The organism is Bacteroides caecigallinarum (assembly GCF_016901995.1).
GTDB lineage: Bacteria > Bacteroidota > Bacteroidia > Bacteroidales > Bacteroidaceae > Phocaeicola > Phocaeicola cellulolyticus.
Map to the genome: position 1 here is coordinate 1 of NZ_JACJLE010000039.1, position 20439 is coordinate 20439.

Annotated in this window: 15 protein-coding genes; 6 read left to right on the top strand and 9 right to left on the bottom strand. The window is 39.0% G+C overall.

The window, feature by feature from the left end:
- Nucleotides 1-129 precede the first annotated feature (129 nt).
- The 8 genes from rpmA to H6A61_RS10620 all read right to left on the bottom strand — a co-directional run bounded on the left by rpmA (nt 130) and on the right by H6A61_RS10620 (nt 8602).
- The gene (rpmA, locus tag H6A61_RS10585) at nt 130-393 is read right to left on the bottom strand and encodes a 50S ribosomal protein L27 (RefSeq protein ID WP_154045052.1); all 264 of its coding nucleotides are present in this window, start codon (nt 391-393) and stop codon (nt 130-132) included.
- 21 nt (nt 394-414) lie between these two features.
- Nucleotides 415-732, bottom strand: a complete 318-nt coding sequence (gene rplU / locus H6A61_RS10590; RefSeq protein WP_154045051.1) for a 50S ribosomal protein L21 — start codon at nt 730-732, stop codon at nt 415-417.
- A 294-nt stretch (nt 733-1026) separates the two neighbouring features.
- The gene (locus H6A61_RS10595) at nt 1027-3162 is read right to left on the bottom strand and encodes a peptidylprolyl isomerase (RefSeq protein ID WP_154045050.1); all 2136 of its coding nucleotides are present in this window, start codon (nt 3160-3162) and stop codon (nt 1027-1029) included.
- Between the two features lie 96 nt (nt 3163-3258).
- Nucleotides 3259-4515 carry a hemolysin family protein gene (locus H6A61_RS10600; protein ID WP_204393486.1) on the bottom strand — a complete coding sequence of 419 codons (1257 nt, stop codon included), beginning with the start codon at nt 4513-4515 and terminating at the stop codon, nt 3259-3261.
- Nucleotides 4516-4548: 33 nt separating this feature from the next.
- Entirely contained in the window at nt 4549-5181 is a 633-nt protein-coding gene (lptC, locus tag H6A61_RS10605; protein ID WP_154045048.1) for an LPS export ABC transporter periplasmic protein LptC, read from the bottom strand.
- A 6-nt stretch (nt 5182-5187) separates the two neighbouring features.
- A complete protein-coding gene (locus H6A61_RS10610; protein ID WP_204393488.1) occupies nt 5188-6549 on the bottom strand; it encodes a tetratricopeptide repeat protein in 1362 nt (453 codons plus the stop codon).
- Between the two features lie 57 nt (nt 6550-6606).
- The gene (locus H6A61_RS10615) at nt 6607-7887 is read right to left on the bottom strand and encodes a hypothetical protein (protein ID WP_204393490.1); all 1281 of its coding nucleotides are present in this window, start codon (nt 7885-7887) and stop codon (nt 6607-6609) included.
- The gene (locus H6A61_RS10620) at nt 7877-8602 is read right to left on the bottom strand and encodes a type III pantothenate kinase (protein WP_204393492.1); all 726 of its coding nucleotides are present in this window, start codon (nt 8600-8602) and stop codon (nt 7877-7879) included. Before H6A61_RS10620 ends, H6A61_RS10615 begins: the two co-directional genes overlap by 11 nt.
- Before the next feature lie 140 nt (nt 8603-8742).
- Between H6A61_RS10620 and H6A61_RS10625 the strand changes: the two genes are divergently transcribed.
- From H6A61_RS10625 to H6A61_RS10650, 6 genes are all read left to right on the top strand, one after another.
- On the top strand, nt 8743-9921 hold the full coding sequence (locus tag H6A61_RS10625; RefSeq protein WP_204393494.1) for a DUF4105 domain-containing protein: 1179 nt from the start codon (nt 8743-8745) through the stop codon (nt 9919-9921).
- 2 nt (nt 9922-9923) lie between these two features.
- On the top strand, nt 9924-11507 hold the full coding sequence (locus H6A61_RS10630; RefSeq protein WP_154045043.1) for an alkaline phosphatase family protein: 1584 nt from the start codon (nt 9924-9926) through the stop codon (nt 11505-11507).
- Between the two features lie 99 nt (nt 11508-11606).
- Nucleotides 11607-14900 carry a preprotein translocase subunit SecA gene (secA, locus tag H6A61_RS10635; RefSeq protein WP_154045042.1) on the top strand — a complete coding sequence of 1098 codons (3294 nt, stop codon included), beginning with the start codon at nt 11607-11609 and terminating at the stop codon, nt 14898-14900.
- A 137-nt stretch (nt 14901-15037) separates the two neighbouring features.
- Nucleotides 15038-16021: a DUF6340 family protein gene (locus H6A61_RS10640; RefSeq protein WP_204393496.1), complete on the top strand. Its 984-nt coding sequence runs from the start codon at nt 15038-15040 to the stop codon at nt 16019-16021.
- A 61-nt stretch (nt 16022-16082) separates the two neighbouring features.
- On the top strand, nt 16083-16532 hold the full coding sequence (locus tag H6A61_RS10645; protein ID WP_154045040.1) for a hypothetical protein: 450 nt from the start codon (nt 16083-16085) through the stop codon (nt 16530-16532).
- Nucleotides 16533-16611: 79 nt separating this feature from the next.
- On the top strand, nt 16612-17610 hold the full coding sequence (locus H6A61_RS10650; RefSeq protein WP_204393498.1) for an MBL fold metallo-hydrolase: 999 nt from the start codon (nt 16612-16614) through the stop codon (nt 17608-17610).
- A 99-nt stretch (nt 17611-17709) separates the two neighbouring features.
- Here H6A61_RS10650 and H6A61_RS10655 read toward each other — a convergent pair whose 3' ends face one another.
- Complete coding sequence (locus H6A61_RS10655; protein ID WP_154045035.1) at nt 17710-20337, bottom strand: valine--tRNA ligase; 2628 nt, start codon at nt 20335-20337, stop codon at nt 17710-17712.
- Nucleotides 20338-20439: the final 102 nt, after the last annotated feature.

The following is a 20439-nucleotide window of genomic DNA, read 5'->3' on the forward strand; positions in this document are numbered from 1 at the left end:
TTGATTATGCTTAAAGATACAAAATCTTTAGGACATAACAAAGCCTCGGCTTGGGAAAGTCGAGGCTTTGTCATAAAAAAAAGAGGGCATGCATTTTGACACACCCTCTGTATGCTTTTAATAAAGTAATTATGCTTCAGCGCAAGGAACTACAGAAACAAAGCTCTTGTTTTCACGTCCTTTCTTGAAACATACAGTACCATCTACCAATGCGTAAAGAGTGTGATCACTTCCCATACCTACGTTTTTACCTGGATTGTGAACTGTTCCTCTTTGACGAACAATGATGTTACCAGCCTTACAAGCTGAACCACCGAATATCTTTACGCCTAATCTCTTGCTTTCTGATTCACGACCGTTCTTAGAACTACCTACACCTTTTTTATGTGCCATTTTCTTCTACGTTTTTAATGATTAAGCAATAACTTGTTTGATTGTCAATTCAGTAAACTGCTGACGGTGACCGTTCAGTTTTCTGTAACCTTTTCTTCTCTTCTTGTGGAATACAAGTACTTTGTCACCTTTAACAAGGCTAGATTTTACTTCACATACCACTTTAGCACCTTCTACAGTAGGAGCACCTACAGTTACGTTACCATTGTTGTCAACCAACAAAACTTTGTCAAATTCAACAGTTGCGCCGTTTTCAGCGTTCTGAATGTGGTGTACAAACAGTTTTTTGCCTTCTTCAGCTTTGAACTGCTGACCGTTAATTTCTACAATTACGTACATTTTAAATAAATATTAAACGGGTTTCTTCCGTAAGGTGGACCGGTTCTTGCAGTCACTTTTTTACCTTGTCGGACTAAAATCGGCTGCAAAGATACTCTAAATACTTTATATAAACAATTTTTTTCTTGGTTATTTTTGTCCAGTTTTTGAAGATAATTTATTGTTTGTAAGTGATTTCTGTTTTATTAGTAATCGGCTTTGGGCTTTTAATTCAGGTGCAGGGGTATAAAAAAAGATATGCCTATTATCGAAATAGGCATATCTTCGTATATTTTTATGTATTCCGTTTAGATATTAGAAATACAAGTATCTGTTGTCAACAACTTTTGATTTCTGGTAAAGATCATTGATGAACTGAGTTGCGAATCTGTAATACATGTTTGATAATGTAGATTCTTCAGATTTTACATCAAAAGTTTCTTTTCCGTTTTCTTTGCTTAATACTTGTACCATATAAACACCGGCATTACCTTTTACAGGAGCACTTGTTGCGTTAACGGCTGTTTTAGAAGCTACGGCACCTATAACAGGTTCGCTTCCTCTAGTCAATGATATATAAGCAGGTGCAGAGAATGTTACATGTTTTACTGTATCGCTGACAGCGTTCTTTACGGCTTTTGCCTGATCTATTGAAGTGCATGACTTCATGTCTGCCATAATCATTTCTGCCTTTTTGTCGCGACGGATTTCAGCACGCAACATGTCTGCTACAGAGTTGATATTACGGTAACCTACTGGGTTAATTCTGTCAAGTGCTGCTACCATGATGTGGTCGTTGTTTCCACATTCGAAAAGAGGAGATACAGCGCCTTCTTTAGCACCGAATATCCAACGTATAACTTCTTTTGTTGATGGTACACCACCTACATAGTGTTCTGCAGATGAAAAATCAGAACGTGGAATAACTGTGTAACCGTATTCTTCTGCATTCTTTTCAAGTTCTTCTATGCTGTTGCTCTGTGCAACGAACTGGCTGAACTTGTTGTATGCTTCATTATATGTATCATTGCTGAATTCTACATTACGTTTGATCACAGCCACTTTGTATTTATCCTGCATGCTTTTCTTGTTCATTACCTGTAGGATGATGTTTGCCTGACCGATGTTTAGTTTTGCAATTTCTTTAACAGGCTGGCTTAAAAGTGTCTTAATGAATTCTTCATTTTCAGAGTTAAGCTGAGAACCTTCCCAAGTATTGGCTCTAACCCATGTAGATTCGCCTGTCTGACCATAAACTTTCGCAATTTCTTCGAAGTTTGCTCCACCTTTCAAAGCGTCATATATACTGTCTGTAAGAGTCTTTGTCTTTTCTTCAGTATCGGCATAAACCTGAATCTGGCGGAACTGTATAGAGTCAGGAGCATTAACTTTAGCTATGATCTTGAATGCATTGTATGAATCGTCAGCCTGACTGTAGTATGGGCCGAAAACTTCGTTCATACCAATTGAGTCAAGGCGTGCAACAACATCCGATGGAAGTACTGACTTGTTGACAGGAATATCAGAGTATGATACGCTTGATCCTGTTGAACGGATAAATGCAGCGTAATCAGCTGTTGTATTGTTAAGCTGTTCGCTATATTCAGTCACTTCGTCCAAAACTGCTTTTCTGTCAGCATCCGAAGGTAATACCTGGATATCTACAAAGCGGATGTCGCGAGTTTCAGCCAGCTGTTTGAACTGTTCCTTTCTTTCATTGTACAAGCTTCTGATTTCATCGTCAGAAATTTTAACCAAAGAGTCGTTTATAGCTGAATATGGAACAGCAGCCATAAGCAGGTCACTCTGTTCAGTACGTGCTTTGAAAGCATCTTCTGCAGAAGTAGGGTTAGCGATAAGTGATTTAGAAATCAGATTCTGGTATTTTTCAGCTAAAGCAGACTGTCTGAGTGTCTTTTCAACAAAGTTCCAGAAATTACCCATAGTCTGATAGTATTCAACATACTGTGAAGGCATCTGGCTTGTGCTCAAGTTTGAATAGTCAACGAGGAACTTCTTCAACATATCCTTATCGAAAGCACCTGTCTGTGGGTTACGGAACGGAGTGTTCATCAACAGAGGGTGTGTACCTTCGTCAATGATAGCCTGGATTTCAGCATCAGTTACTGTAAGTCCCAACTTTTCAGCCTGTTCAGCAATAAGTTTGTTGTTTACGTATGATTGCCATACCTGGTCTTTTACACTTGCCAATTGAGTCTCGTTAAGTGATGCCAAACCATTTGTCAGTTTGATCACTTCAGTGTATTCGTCAACTAGCTTTTGATAATCCTGAGCGGAGATTTTTTCTCCATTAATTTCTCCGATGTCTTGCCTTCCCTGATGTGGCTGGAATATTTTCCAAGCGTCGCCTGCTATGAAAGCGAAGAGGGCAATACCGATAACAATGACCAATAATGGTCCTTTGCTTCTAATAGTTTGTAAAGTTGCCATTTAAATTTATTATTTTTTGTTTATTGTTTTTCTGTAATTAGCGCACGAAGATACGAAAAATGTTTATGAGTTGCTATTTTCTATACAAAAAAATGCTTATTTCTGTATTTTCAGTTTAACCAGCTCTATTTTTGTATTGGTGGCCTTGATAATATTGAACTGGAATTTGTCTATCACTATATTTTCATGAGGCTTTGGAATTCTTTGGTATTCATTTATTATTAGTCCGCCTAATGTCTGATATTCATCGCTTTCCGGAAGACCTATACCAAATTTTTCGTTAATATCTTCTATTTCAAGTCGGCCTGATAAAATGTATTCGTTTTCACTTATAGTTTTGGCTATTGTGTTTTTATTGTCATGCTCATCTTCTATATCGCCAAGAAGTTCCTCTACCAAGTCTTCAAGTGCGATAACGCCCGATGTTCCACCGAATTCATCTACAACAACGGCTAGGGACTTTTTCTGTTGCATGAGCAGTTGCATAAGCTTGTTGGCTCCCATGCTTTCCGGTATTACCGGGATAGATTTGATGTTTTGTTCCCAGTCATCCTGTGTATTGAACATTTCGGAAGAATGGATATAGCCTATTATATTGTCTATATTGTCACGATATACTATTATCTTACTTAATCCACTGTCAACAAATACTCTCATGATTTCTTTTTTAGGAGTACCGGTCTCGACAGCTACTATTTCTGTTCTTGGAATCATACAATCCTTTACCTTAATGCTTGAAAAGTCCAAAGCATTGCGGAAGATCTGTATTTCAGTATCTATTTCCTTTTCGTTGCTGGTATCGTCGTAGCTACTTTCTATAAGATAATCCAAATCAACCTTTGAGAATGCTTTTTCTCTATCTTCTTTCTTTATTTTTTTACCTGTAATTGTCAGTATGGAAGTTGACAGCATGGCAGAGAATTTACTGATAGGGTATAGTACCAGATAACATATATATGTTGGAATACAGAGATATTTCAATGTGAGGTTAGGGTTTATCTTGAATATTGTTTTTGGAAGGAATTCCCCTGTTATAAGTATTATTAATGTTGAAATGATTGTTTGAATGACAACTAGCAGTGCCTCGTTGGTTATTAGTCCTGATAACAGTTTGTTTTCTATTATCTCTGCCATGAGGATACCATATATGACTAAGGCTATGTTGTTGCCAACCAACATAGTAGAGATAAAATTGTTAGGGTTATTATAGAAGACGGTAAGTATCTTTGTGGAGAAATTATTGGATTTTTCCATCTCAAACCTTAACTTATTTGAGGACACGAAAGCTATCTCCATTCCGGAAAAGAATGCAGAAAATGCCATTGTGATTAGTAATTCGATGATAATACCCATTTGTGTTATTTTTAGGCTTATGTGTTTTTGCTTTTATCGGTTATTGGTATTTTGTTTTGTACTTACTGTGTCTGATGGAGCTGTGTCTTCTACTGTAAAAATACCTGTAGGAGTGAATATCTCATATTCGGTCATCTCCTGGTTTGAATCGAAACCATAACCGGTCAGAATTTTGTCTGACTGTTCTATCTTGATAAATCTGTCAGAGTATATACGTTTTTTCGATTGGTCCCAAAATAGCAGTTCTGTGTCAAATTTATCGCCGAGCTGATTTTGTATGTGTACGTTACCTCTTAGTTCCCAGATTTCTTTTTTTTCGTGATAATAGGCTGTGTCGGCTTTTATACTTGCATCAACTCGGAAAAGTGTATCAAACTTTTCAAGGTACAAGCCTTTTTCAAAAGCCCAATATGGTGGGTTTTTCTTACTGAATACCAACCATTCATCTGTTATGATTTTATATCTTATCATACCGGAATCTGATACATACGATACTACACCGGTACTTTGCATGTCGGGTAGGGAATCTTTTTCATCGATAGCTGATGCTAATTTTTTACCCTTTCCGCTACATGACGGGAAAAAAAGAAACATAACAGTTGCCCAAACGGCAACTGTTATGCTTATGAAAAATCTTGTATTAAAAATCTTGTGTCTATATGACATACTTTATTATCTGATAGTTGTTGTTTCGCCAATCCATCCTCCGATTGTAACTGTATGTCCCTTGCTTAAACCAAGGAAGAACAAGTCTTCATCTTTCGGAGTATAAGCAGAATATGTTCTGATAAGTTCGTTGGCTTTATCTGTAACGCTTGGATCAACACTCTTTGCACGCTGCAGTTTGTCTATAACAGCAAAGAATGTACATTTGTTCAATGCAGACTCGTCACTCCAGTTAGGGCTTGAAGCATACATCTGTGCGATAAGGATATATGCATCGCCATAATTGTTGTTGAAAGAGATTGCCTTGTTACAATATTGTTTTGCACGGCTCAACTGCTTTTTGCTGAACAGTATTACAGCTGCATTGTAGCAGTATTCAGCTTTCTTCATAGGATCCTGTTCAAGTTCGATAGCCTGGTCGAAGTAACCGATACTCTTGCCAAGGTCACCTTTTTTGTAATACATATATCCGCAACCTGCTGCTGTAGCTGCAGTCGGTTCAATTGCGTGTGCAGCTTCAGATGCTTCGAAATAAGCTTCTTCTTCTGTACATTTCAATAATTGCATAACTGTAATAACCTGCTTCAAATAGTCAAGGTTAGTTTTGTTCTGTGCAACTTTAGGACCATAGATAGCGTGAAGGTTTTCGCAAGAAGCAGCACCACTGTTTATGAAATATGCATCAACATTATCTTTAGTTGTCTTGAGCAACTCTTTCATCTTTTCTTTCTTTTCTGCTTTGTATGCAGCGTCAGCATAACCTGATACAGTCAGATAATCCTGTATGAACTGTTCTTTGTGGTTTTCGTCTGTTTTGAGTTTACGTGAAGACATATCCATCATGTCAAGGAACATGAAATAATCAGATTTCTCTTTTTCCATGTTGATTGCCTGTTTTGCCCAGTCGTATGCTTTGTTCAGATCAAGATTCTTTCCAGAGAAAACAATGTAGTCATGAACTTTCATACCAATGATAGAACCTTCTGTTGATTTGCTTCTAACCAACTTATTAAGTTTATCAAGATATTTGATACGCTGGTCATGTACTGCCATCAATTCATCAAGGTAAGCTTTCTGTTGAGCTGCATCCTTTGTACTTTGTATCAATCCACGAAGGATTTTAGCACCATTGGTGTATGTACCTACCTGTGCAAGAGGAGCTTCAGTGAATACTGCTTTCCAAGGTTTGTATGCATCCTTGAAATTGTCTGTTTTTACATATTCAGTATAAATACTGATGTTCTGAAGGCAGCGGATACTATCTTCTCCGTGTCCAAATCTAGAACCGTCTTCTACTCCTTTTTGAGCAAAAGTCGCTGCAGAACCCAATGTTAAGGCACACAGCATTGTAAACATCTTCATTCTCATCGTATTATTAATTTAATTGTTTATTGTGTCTTTATAATATTCTATCTATGGTTTCAATTAATTGACTCTCCATTTCATAAACCAAGGTTCATTAAGTGTCAATCCTATTTTCAAGACAAATCTGTCTTCCGACATCAAATTGCTTACGCTAGGAGAAAGTTTTATATATTGTCCGGTGATGCTTAGGACTGTCTTGCGTTGGAAAAGTGATAATGGAAAACCAAAACCGGCAGATGCACCGATTTCTTTTGCCCCGTCTGCATAAGAAGTACCATTCGTATTTGTTGGTATTTTCACATACGGTGAATTATAAAATGCTCCTGCTCTATATGATATTCTTTTAAAGAAGTTTTTGCTTATATTATTAGGTGTGTATTCAGCTCCTACTGCTATCTTGTTTCTATTGCAGTACATGCCGGCAGCACTTGACAATTTGGCTTTTGACCATTCTTGAAGAGTGTAATCAGCCGTTACTGTCAATTTATTCTTGTACTGATATGCCAAACCGATTCCATATGAGGATGGAATGCTATATCCGTCATATGCAGTATTTTCTGTTGTCGATGAATAGCTGCTTCCGTCTGTAACTTGTGTTCCTGTAACCTCTGTAGAATTTAAATTATGTCCCAGGCTGTATGTAAGTCCTAGTGTGAGACTGTTATTCTTGTTAAAAGGTTGTGTGTATTGCAATCCTAAATCAAGTTTATAGCTCTTGACTTTCAGGTTTCTGTATGTTATTGTATAGTCACCTCCATTGCTTAATGTTGCTGTGGTGCTATATTCTTGTTTTCCATAAAGATAACCTATATTTGCTCCGATTGACAAGTTATCGATAATTTTGAAACCTAATCCTCCGAAAATAACATTTGTACCACCGTCACCTGTATATGTGTTTGTTACTGATACGGTGTTGCTGTTCGAAGCGTAGCTTGTGGAATTGAAATTATAACCTACTGTCGAAAAAGGAGTAAATCCAATTGCCATTCCTACTCTTGGATGAAGACGGAACTGTATTGCCAGATAGTCGAAGCTGGAGTTTCTTGCATTCGATCTGATGTTGTTTTCCTCGTAATTGCAGCTTTTCATGCTGAAACCTACATCAAACATAAACGACAAAGAATCTACTGAAGTATATGATGCGGGATTTATAGGATTGATATGACGGTTTGACCTGAGTGCATTTCCTACGCCACCCATGGCTGCATTACTGGTAAAGACTTGGTCAGACAAGTCTCCTAACCCGAATCTTGTATATGGAGAGTTAGTGCTGGATTGGGCAAAAGCAAATACCGATGCTGTTGCAAAAATAGCGCTAATAAGTACCTTTTTATTCGACATTATAATTCAATATTCTGTTTAAACCTTTTAAAACTAAAAATCTATCTGCAAAGATGATACTTTTTAATTTTGTATCAAAAGAAAATTTGTCTCCGCCAGTTAAAAAAACTAAAAGGTCGGGGCATTTTTTTTGGAATTGAGCTATATAGCCCTTTATTTCAAATTCAATTCCTTTTATGACTCCTGCCCTGATAGCTGTTTCTGTACTATATCCCAGTTCCGGCATGTCTCCTCCTTTTTCTATTAAAGGAAGCTTGTCACAGCAGGCGCTTAACGATTTGAATCTTGTGTATATTCCGGGTGAGATGTTGCCTCCCCAATATGTGGCATTGGCATCAATAAATTCGTATGTCAGTGCTGTTCCGGCATCTATTACAAGAATGTTTCTGTTTGGCATCAAATAATTAGCGCCTACTACAGCCGCCAGACGGTCCATACCTAAAGTTTCCGGAGTTTTGTAATTGTTTATTATAGGTACAGGCGTTTTATGAGTTAGCTCCAGTATCGGAAAATCTACGTTTGATAATTGTCTTTTTATTGTATTGCTTAATGTTATCACAGAAGCAATAATACATTTGTCTATTTTGTATTTATGACAAAGTATTTTAATACAGTCCAGTGAATGGTTTGAACCTCTAAGTATTTCTACCTGTTCGTCACCATCGAAAACTGCCAATTTGGCGACTGTATTTCCTATGTCTATTATTAAATTCACAATCTATATTTTTGTATTGCATGCAAAGTAAAAGAAAAAAAGGATAAGAATTGCAATAAAATAGATGTTTTGTTTCATATTTATAGATAATTAGTCTTATTTTTGTGTCCAAATTTACAAAAGTGCACTTTAAATAAATTATGTTTGTCAATAAAATAAGAATATTTCTATCGCTGTTAATTATATGGGGGAGCATGTTATCTTATGCTCAAAAACGTGACAGCATTCAGTTTAGTTTGCTCACCTGTTCTCCCGGAACTGAAATATATTCTTTATTTGGTCACACTGCAATAAGATACCAGAATTATACTCAAAATAAGGATATTGTATTTAATTATGGGATGTTCAGTTTTTCATCTCCTAATTTTATTTATCGTTTTGTGAAGGGTGAGACTGACTATCAGTTGGGGGTGAACGATTTTAGATCGTTCGAAGCTGAATATATGTTCAGGGGATCTTCTGTTTATCAGCAGATATTGAATTTAACTTATGAAGAGAAGCTCAAGCTGCAAAATCTGCTTTTTACAAACTATCTTCCACAAAATAGGGTATATCGGTATAATTATTTCTATGACAATTGCACCACAAGAGCGCGTGATCAGATAGAAAAGTGCATTGATGGAGATGTTGAATATCCAAATTCAGTTCCCGACAAAACATTTCGAGGCATTATACATGAGTTTACAAAGGGATTCGATTGGGAGGAATTCGGTATAGACCTTTGTCTGGGAGCCGGTGCTGACAAGCCGATAGGTATTCGCCAACAGATGTTTTCTCCTTTTTATATGCGTTCTTTTGCCGAAGGTGCTTTTATTAAAGACGAAAATGGGAACACCAGACCTTTGGTGTTAAAAGAAGAAGTGATTGTGGATGCCGATACTGTAGATGCCGCTGAGAGTTCTTTCTCGTTTAGCCCTATAGCTTGTGCCACTTTTTTCCTTTTTCTGAATGTGGTAATTGCATTTGTTCAGATAGTAAGGAAAAAAATATACTGGTTTTGGGATTTAATTCTTTATTTGTCTCAGGGATTGGCGGGATGTATAATAGCCTTTCTGTTTTTCTTCTCAACACATCCTACTGTGGATTCCAATTGGCTGATTTTATTATTCAACCCGATACCGTTATTTTATTTGCCATTTATGGTTTACAACGATATAAAACGTAAAAAAGACAAGTGGCATGTAATAAATTCTGTGTATTTAACATTATTTATATTGATATTGCCGTTAATACCACAAGAAATTAATTTATCAGTATTACTTTTGGCACTCGGTTTGTTGTTTAATGCAGTGAGCCATCAGATTGTTTATAGAAAATAAAAATGAGAGAGCGATTTATAACATCTTTAATTACTGCTATAGTTATTTCCGGAATCAATGCACAGAATGTTCCGGCTGTTCCTAAATTGGTTATAGGTCTGACTATAGATCAGTTGCGTACAGATTATATAGAAGCCTTTTCTGCCATGTATGGTGAAAGGGGATTTAAGCGTCTTTTCAGGGAAGGACGTGTATATATGAATGGTGAGTATGATTTTATCAAACCTGACCAGTCGTCTTCCGTAGCTTCTATATATACTGGAACTACACCTTATTATAACGGAGTAGTCGGCAATAATTGGATGGACAGAAATTCTTTATGCGTAGTAAAGAGTGTTGATGATAAATCATATATGGGGGTTTATACCTCCGAGAATGTCTCTCCCAAGTATCTTACGGTATCCAATCTGGCTGATGAACTGATGGTTTCCACTCACGGTCAGGCTCATGTCTATTCTATAGCTCCTACAAAAGAAATGGCTATTATGGGGGCTGGACATGCGGCTAAAGGAGCGTTCTGGATTAATGATGAAACCGGTAAGTGGAGCGGAACTACATACTATGGAACTTTCCCTGAATGGGTAACAAACTTTAATGACCGTAATGGTCTGGATTTCAGAATTGACCAGATAACCTGGGGACCATATCTGCCAGTTACTGCATATAAATATATCACAACAGAAACAAAGCAGCTTACATTCAAACATAATTTTACAGATGAGCGTCTGTATAAGTATAAAAAATTCAAGACAAGTCCATACGTAAACGATGAGGTTAATAAACTGGTAGATGTTTTTCTCAATAATACGAATGCAGGATTGGATGACACGCCGGATTTGTTGACGTTGGGTTATTATGCAGGAAATTATGACGGAAAACCGGACAATGAATATGCTATGCAGATTCAGGATATGTATGTCCGTCTTGATAATACTATAGGCGATTTGCTTGATATGCTTGACCGCAAAGTGGGATTGAAAAACACTTTGATATTTATAACTTCAACCGGATATCGCTCGCCGGAGTCGGAGGACTTGCCTGAATACAGAATTCCTACGGGCGAATTCCATCTTAAACGTTGCTCTGCTTTGCTTAATATGTATCTGATGGCTATATATGGTCAAGGCCAGTACGTAGAAACATATTATGGAAATCAGATTTATCTCAATCATAAACTTATAGAAGATAAGAACTTAAATATTACTGAAGTAATGACACGTTCATCTGAATTTATAGTTCAGATGAGTGGAATACGTTCTGCTTATTCTTCTCAGCGCCTTTTGCTCGGTGCTTGGGATCCGAAAATTGAAAAAATCAGAAATTCATTTACCAGAGAATGTTCCGGAGATTTATATATAGAAATATTGCCGGGATGGAAAGTGGTAGATGAATACTCTAATAGTGTAAGGGTAGAACGTGAGGCATATTCTTCAGTTCCGGTATTTTTCTTTGGATATAACATAAAACCTGAAATTTTATATTCACCGGTCAAAGTGTCTGCCGTTGCACCTACTTTGGCACATTTCATGCGTATAAGGGCTCCTAACGCCAGTGTAGTAGCTCCTTTGACAGGAATACGTAAATAAATCTTTGCAATTACCGCATTTTGACGGTTTTTAATTATCTTTGTACGCCGTTGAATTTATTTAACGGCATTAATCAGTAAATAAAAAATAAAATATATAATGGGATTTAATGAATTTATAAGCAAGTTGTTCGGGAACAAGGCTTCTCGTGACATGAAGGAAATTCAGCCATGGGTAGAAAAGATTAAAGCTGCATACCCTGAAATAGAGAAGCTGAGTAATGATGAGTTGCGTGCCAAAACGGAAGAATTGAAAAAATATATCAAGGATTCTGCCGTAGAGGAAAACAAGAAAATTGAAGAGCTTAAAGCTACAATCGAAACTACAGATATCGAAAAGCGTGAACCTATATTCGCACAGATAGATAAACTGGAGAAAGAAGTTCTTGACAAATACGAAAAAGCACTTAATGATGTACTTCCTGTAGCTTTCGCTATAGTAAAAGATACAGCAAGACGTTTCACTCAGAACGAAGAGATAGAAGTTACTGCTACTGATTTCGACCGCGAACTGGCAGCAATGGGAAAAGACTTTGTTCGCATTGAAGGTGACAAGGCTATATGGAAAAACCATTGGGTTGCAGGCGGTAACGATATGAAATGGAGCATGATACACTACGATGTACAGCTATTTGGTGGTGTAGTTCTTCATCAGGGTAAGATTGCGGAAATGGCAACAGGTGAAGGTAAGACTCTTGTGGCTACATTGCCTGTATTCCTTAATGCGTTGACGGGTAACGGTGTGCATGTGGTTACAGTCAATGACTACCTTGCAAAACGTGACTCTGAATGGATGGGCCCTCTCTATATGTTCCATGGATTGAGCGTTGACTGTATTGACAAGCATCAGCCGAACTCTGCTGCACGTCGTCGTGCATATATGGCAGATATCACATTCGGTACAAACAACGAATTCGGTTTCGACTATCTGCGTGACAATATGGCAAACAGCCCTAAGGATCTTGTACAGCGCAAACATAACTATGCTATTGTCGATGAGGTTGACTCGGTTTTGATTGACGATGCACGTACACCTCTTATTATATCAGGTCCTGTTCCTAAAGGCGACCAGCAGTTGTTCGAAGTTCTTCGTCCGTTGGTAGAACGTCTGGTAGAGGCTCAGCGTAAACTTGCTACACAATATCTGGCAGACGCAAAACGCCTTATCGCTTCAGACAAGAAGGAAGAGGTGGAAGAAGGATTCCTTTCTTTGTTCCGTAGCCATAAGGCTCTTCCAAAGAACAAACCTCTTATCAAGTTCCTCAGCGAACCGGGTATCAAGGCTGGTATGTTGAAGACAGAGGCCATCTATATGGAAGCAAACAACAAGCGTATGCCTGAGGCTGTAGAACCTCTTTATTTCGTAATAGATGAAAAAATGAAGAGCGCCGACCTTACAGATAAAGGTATCGAACTGATAACAGGTTCATCTCAGGATCCTACATTGTTTGTTCTTCCTGATATAGCCGCACAGCTGTCAGAACTCGAAAACGAAACATCTTTGACTGATGAGGAAAAACTGGCTAAGAAAGATGAGCTTATGACTAACTACGCTATCAAGTCTGAACGAGTTCATACTATCAACCAGTTGCTTAAGGCATATACAATGTTCGAAAAAGATACTGACTATGTGGTAATGGATGGTCAGGTTAAAATCGTTGACGAACAGACTGGACGTATAATGGACGGTCGTCGTTGGAGCGACGGTTTGCATCAGGCTGTCGAAGCCAAGGAAGGCGTAAAGGTAGAAGCTGCTACACAGACATTCGCTACAATCACTCTTCAGAACTATTTCCGTATGTATCACAAACTGTCTGGTATGACAGGTACAGCAGAAACAGAAGCAGGTGAATTCTGGGATATCTATAAACTTGATGTTGTGACTATTCCTACTAACCGTCCTATAGCACGTAAGGATATGAACGACCGTGTTTATAAGACTAAGCGTGAAAAATATAAGGCTGTAATCGAAGAGATTGAAAAGATGGTTGAAATGGGACGTCCTGTATTGGTCGGTACTACATCAGTAGAAATCTCTGAAATGTTGAGCAAGATGCTTACTCTCCGTAAGATTGAACATAACGTACTTAATGCCAAATTACACCAGAAAGAAGCTGATATCGTTGCTAAAGCCGGTTTGGGACGTACCGTTACAATTGCCACAAACATGGCCGGTCGTGGTACCGATATCAAGTTAAGCGATGAAGTAAAAGCAGCCGGAGGTTTGGCTATTATTGGTACTGAACGTCATGAATCTCGTCGTGTTGACCGTCAGTTGCGTGGTCGTGCCGGACGTCAGGGAGACCCGGGTTCTTCTGTATTCTTCGTTTCACTTGAAGACGATTTGATGCGTCTGTTCTCTTCTGACCGTATAGCATCTGTAATGGATAAGTTGGGATTCAAGGAAGGCGAGATGATAGAACACAAGATGATTTCTAATTCTATCGAACGTGCTCAGAAGAAAGTTGAGGAAAACAACTTTGGTATCCGTAAGCGTCTGCTTGAATATGATGACGTGATGAACAAGCAGCGTAATGTAGTTTATACTAAGCGTCGCCATGCATTGATGGGCGAACGTATCGGTATGGATATCGTGAACATGATTTGGGAACGTTGCGCAAATGCTTTGGATATGGCAACATATCATGAGGCAAAAATGGAAATTCTTCAGACACTTGCAATGGAAACTCCATTTACAGAAGAAGATTTCACATCTAAGGATAAGAACGTACTTACTGAAAAGACATTCGATGCTGCTATGGAAATCTTCAAGCGCAAGACAGACCGCATGGCAATGATTGCTAATCCGGTAATCAAACAGGTTTATGAGAACCAGGGACAGATGTATGAAAACATCATGATTCCTATTACGGATGGAAAACGTATGTATAATATTCCTGTAAACCTGAAGGCTGCATACGAATCAGAGTCAAAAGAGATTGTGAAGGCTTTCGAAAAGGCTATACTTCTTCATACTATTGATGAGGCTTGGAAAGAAAATCTTCGTGAACTCGATGAACTCAAACATTCTGTACAGAACGCAAGCTACGAACAGAAAGACCCATTGTTGATTTTCAAGCTTGAGTCTGTGAAACTGTTTGACAATATGGTTTCGAAGATCAATAATAATACAATTTCTGTATTGATGCGTGCTCAGATACCGGTTCAGGAACCAGAACAGGTTCGTGAGGCAGCTCCGGAACCAGCTCCAAGAAAACAGCAGTATAAGGAAGAAAAGGTTGACCTCAATGATGCTTCTCAGCAGAGTGCTGCCGGTAAAGATACCAGAGAGGTTAAAAATGAGCCTTATAAAGCAGAAAAAACAGTTGGCAGAAACGATCCATGTCCATGCGGAAGTGGATTGAAATATAAGAACTGTCACGGAAAAGTATAAGAATTTTAATAAAATACACGTTTAAAAGGTCGTCTCTTAACAAAGGGACGGCCTTTATTATTATACCTTTATTACCTTTTAACTTCATAATATTCAGAAATATATTATTTTTGTACAAATAAAAAAATGAAGATATTATGAGAAAATATGCTTTATATATTTTTTTGCTGGTGAGTGTCGTCATTTCATCATGCAGTTCTATCCAGACACTTACTTATGATCAGCTGTCTCCGGCCGAAGTTAATTTCCCGTATCAGATATCTGTAGTTGGCGTCGTCAATAACATGCCGTCTCGTCCTGAACCTAAAAAGAATATTCTGACTTTAGGTCAAATTGAAGGTGAAGGGAAGAAAGCTACCGAGGCATTGGCTGGTCTTTTGGCAGACAGTAAATATTTTAATCAGGTTATAATATGCGATTCTGCTCTACGCTCTGATAATTATTCAACAAACCTTTCTGTTGATGAAGTTAGCAATCTTTCTTCAATGCTTGGAGTAGATATGATTATTTCATTCGAGAGACTATTGCTAAATGTCGAGAAAAAGGAATTTATTAATCCGGGCTGGGATGCATCGATACCTGTTCTTCAGGCTCAAGTCACTCCTATGGTGAGATTGTATTTGCCGGGAAGGCAGAATCCTTTGGTCGAACTTAGTGCAACGGATTCATTGTATTTCGATTTGGGATATAGAATTTCTGAAAAAGAGCTTATTCAAGAAGCTACATCTCACGCCGCATCAGTTATATGCAATAAAATAGTTCCTTACTGGCAGACGGTAAACAGGTTATATTTTAATGGTGGAGGAGTAGAAATGCGTGATGCCGGTGTTTATGTAAATGAAGGAAATTGGGAGGCAGCACGAGAATTGTGGACTCAAGTTTATAATCGTCAGAAAAAGGGAGATACAAAATTCAAGGCTGCATACAATATAGCGCTTTCGTATGAGATGACAGGCGATATGAATAAGGCTGAAGAATGGTTGAACAAAGCGTCCGATTACGTCAAATCAGGTTCGGACGATGAAATGGTTTTAAAGTATTATATTACCCAGTTTATAAAGAGGAAAGACGAGTTTGGAAAATTGAATATTCAAATGGGACGTTTTAATAACAATTTCTGAGCCGTTTGTTTTGAAACTTTATAATTTTTAGTAATTTTGAGGTAATAAATATTTTATGCCTATGAATGTTAGTGAAAAAACACGTGCAGCTATATCGTCATCTATTAGAGAAGCATTATGCAGATATGTTTCGGGCGATGAGAATACTGTTGTTACAGATATACATTTGCAACCGAAGCAGGATAGTGGAGAACTATTGATATTCAATGACGATGATGAAGAATTGGCCCGTACTATTATAGATGAATGGATAGAATGCGATTCGGAAGATTTTATGACTGAAGTCGAATCTGTCTTACGTTCGGAAATTGTAGCATTGAACGACCAGGGATATTTTGAAAAGTTGTCTTTACTGAAGCCATACTCATTTGTATTGGTAGATGAAGATAAGGAGACTGTCGCAGAGTTGATGTTGATTGATGACGACGACACCCTATTGCTTAACGATGAACTTTTGAAAGGGCTTGACGAAGAGCTTGATGCCTTTCTGAAGGATCTTTTGGAAAAATAATTAGTATTTTGTTATAATTCGGGGTAAGGTTACATAAATAGCCTTTCCCCGTTTTTTGTTTTATATTTAATGATGATTTATGGGAGAAAGGATTTTGTTTAGAAGAAACGAACAGTTGCATACCGTGAATCCCAGATGGCGCGGTAATCCTTCCGTTAAAGGTAAATTCTTTAACCGTCAGCACAGATGGCGTCCTGGAATGGGAAGTATTTTGAAATGGAGGTTCTCGCCTAATCCGCAAAGGAAAGAAAAACGTAGGATAAAGTGGAATCCCAATGTGAGATATCTCCATAGTCTTGATGCGGTAACAGGCAATTCGCTGATATGGCTTGGGCATAATTCTTTTTTTCTTCAGTTAGGCGGAAAACGTTTCATGATTGATCCTGTTTTCGGAAGCATACCTTTTGTGAAGAGAAGGAGTACTTTTCCTGCCGATCCTTCAATATTCAGGAATATAGACTATTTGCTTATCAGTCATGACCATTTCGATCATCTTGACAAACCGAGTGTGGCTCGTCTGGTTTCCGAAAATCCCGGAATGAAGTTATTTTGTGGTATCGGTACCGGACAACTGATAAAAGGATGGTTTCCTGAAATGGAGGTAATCGAAGCCGGATGGTATCAGCAGCATAAGGATGACGGACTTTGTCTGACCTTCCTTCCGGCACAGCACTGGAGCAAAAGAGGAGTGAGCGATGGCGGTGAACGCCTTTGGGGAGCTTTTATGATACAGGCAGACGGAATAACTATTTATAATAGCGGTGATACGGGATACGCTCACCATTTTAAGGAGTTGTCTGATATTTTCCCACACATTGACTATTGTATGATTGGAATAGGTGCATATAAGCCACGATGGTTTATGAAACCCAACCACATATCTCCATACGATGCTCTTACGGCTTCTGCCGAGATGGGTGCACGAATGACTATACCGATGCATTACGGCACTTTCGACCTTTCAGATGAGCCTTTATTTGATCCGCCTCATGTATTTGCTGCTGAGGCCAGAAAAAGGAATATGGATGTCATGATTCCTGAATTGGGTGAAGTGGTTAAATTACATCATATCAGATAGAATCTGTTTTCTTGGAAAAACGGGATACACCTCTATAAACAAAAAATGAACAGCCTTTCGGACTGTTCATTTTTTGTTTATAGAAATATATTCGGTTGATTATTTTTTCAAGGCAGCGATACTTTCTTTCAGTGCTGCAATCTTGGTTTCTGCGTCAGCCTGTTTCTTGCGTTCCATTTCAATAACGTTAGCCGGAGCCTTGCTTACAAACTTCTCGTTGCTTAGCTTCTTCATTACACTCATGAGGAATCCTTCCTGATATTTCAGGTCTGCTTCAAGTTTCTTCAGCTCTTCTTCCACATTGATAAGGTTGCCCAGAGGAACTGCATATTCAGTTGTACCAACCATGAACGAGGCTGCACCTTCTGCCTTGGCATCTACCTGTGCTATTTCAGAAAGGTTACATAACTTCTCTATCACAGCATTGAAGTCTGCTACAGGGCTTTCTCCAACCACTTCAAGATTCAAAGCCTCTTTCTGAGCAATGTTCTTCTGAAGTCTGATAGTACGGATGCCACCGATAACTTCTTTTACAGCTTCAAATTTGTTTATGATAGTTTCATCGTAAGTCTCTGTCATATTAAGAGTCTGAGTCATGATGCTTTCACCATCCTTGCGGTCATAGATGTGCTGCCACAACTCTTCAGTGATGAATGGCATGAACGGATGCAGAAGCTTGAGCAGTGTGTCGAAGAAACTTAAAGTCTTTTCGTAAGTCACGCTGTCGATAGGCTGTCCGTATGCAGGTTTCACCATTTCAAGATACCAGCTTGAGAATTCGTCCCAGAACAGTTTGTAAACTACCATAAGAGCCTCGCTCAGACGGTATTTGCCGAACAGGTCGTTTACTTCAGCTGTAGTCTTTGCAAGCATAGCTTCGAACCATTCAGTTGCCAGGCGTGCGTATTCAGGCTGTTCGTTTCCTTCTACGTTCCATCCCTTAACCAGGCGGAATGCGTTCCATATCTTGTTGTTGAAGTTACGTCCCTGTTCGCAGAGAGCATCATCAAACAGGATATCGTTTCCTGCAGGAGCAGCAAGCATCATACCCATACGTACACCGTCGGCACCATATTTATCAATCAGTTCAAGCGGGTCAGGCGAGTTACCAAGTGACTTGGACATCTTACGACCGATTTTATCGCGCACGATACCTGTGAAATATACATTCTTGAAAGGCATGTCGCCCATATATTCATATCCTGCCATAATCATACGTGCTACCCAGAAGAAGATGATATCCGGTCCTGTTACAAGGTCGGCAGTAGGGTAGTAGTATTTTATTTCCTCGTTGCCCGGATTGTTGATTCCGTCGAACAGAGAGATAGGCCACAACCATGAAGAGAACCATGTGTCCAGACAGTCTTCATCCTGACGGAGGTCTTCAATCTTCATGTCCTTGTTGCCTGTTTTCTCGATTGCAAGTTTCAAAGCTTCTTCAGCTGTTTCTGCCACTACGAATCCGCCCTGAGGCAAGAAGTAAGCAGGAATTCTGTGTCCCCACCATAACTGACGGCTGATACACCAGTCCTTGATGTTCTCCATCCAGTACTTGTATGTGTTCTTGTATTTTGCAGGATAGAATTTCAGTTCATCGTTCATTACAGGTGGCAACGCCATGTCTGCAAAGTGTTTCATCTTGAGGAACCACTGCATTGACAGCTTAGGTTCGATGGCAACGTTTGTACGTTCAGAGAAACCGACCTTGTTGTTGTAAGCTTCAACTTTTTCAAGAAGGCCTGCTGCTGCAAGATCTTTTTCTATCTGTTCGCGAACGTCGAAACGGTCCATGCCTACATACATTCCGGCAGCTTCGCTGATAGTACCGTTGTCATTGAAAATATCTATTGACTGGAGGTTATATTTTTCACCCAGCATGTAGTCGTTTACGTCGTGTGCAGGAGTAACTTTCAAGCATCCTGTACCGAATTCGATATCAACGTAGTCATCTTCGATAACAGGGATTACTCTGTTCACCAATGGAACAATCACTTTCTTGCCCTTAAGCCATTCGTTTTTAGGGTCGTTAGGATTTATACACATTGCAGTATCACCCATGATAGTTTCCGGACGTGTAGTGGCAACTACGGCGTAGCGTCCTTCAGCATCGCCTTCAACCTTATATCTCAGGTAGTAGAGTTTGCTGTGTTCTTCCTTGTAGATTACTTCTTCGTCAGAAAGTGCTGTCAGGGCTTTAGGGTCCCAGTTCACCATACGTACACCGCGGTAGATCAGTCCTTTGTTGTAAAGATCAACAAATACCTTTATCACACTCTTGCTTCTTTCTTCGTCCATAGTGAAAGCCGTGCGGTCCCAGTCGCATGAAGCGCCAAGTTTGCGCAACTGTTTCAGGATTATGCCTCCGTGTTCGTGAGTCCATTCCCAAGCATGTTTCAGGAATTCCTCTCTGGTGAGGTCGGTTTTCTTTATTCCCTGTTGAGCCAGTTTGTTTACCACCTTGGCTTCTGTAGCGATAGATGCGTGGTCTGTACCCGGAACCCAGCATGCGTTCTTGCCCATCATACGGGCACGACGTACCAGGATGTCCTGTATAGTATTGTTAAGCATGTGTCCCATGTGGAGCACTCCGGTCACGTTTGGTGGCGGGATTACGACGGTATATGGTTCGCGTCCGTCCGGTTTAGAACTGAAAAGTTTGTTGTCCAGCCAATACTGGTACCATTTCCCTTCCACATCTGCGGGATTGTACTTACTTGCTAATTCCATGATTTATATCTAATTATTATTTGTTTTTACGAAATGTATAATCGGTTGCAAAATTAATAAAAGTTGTTCGAAAATTCAATATAATGACCTATAGTCTTTATG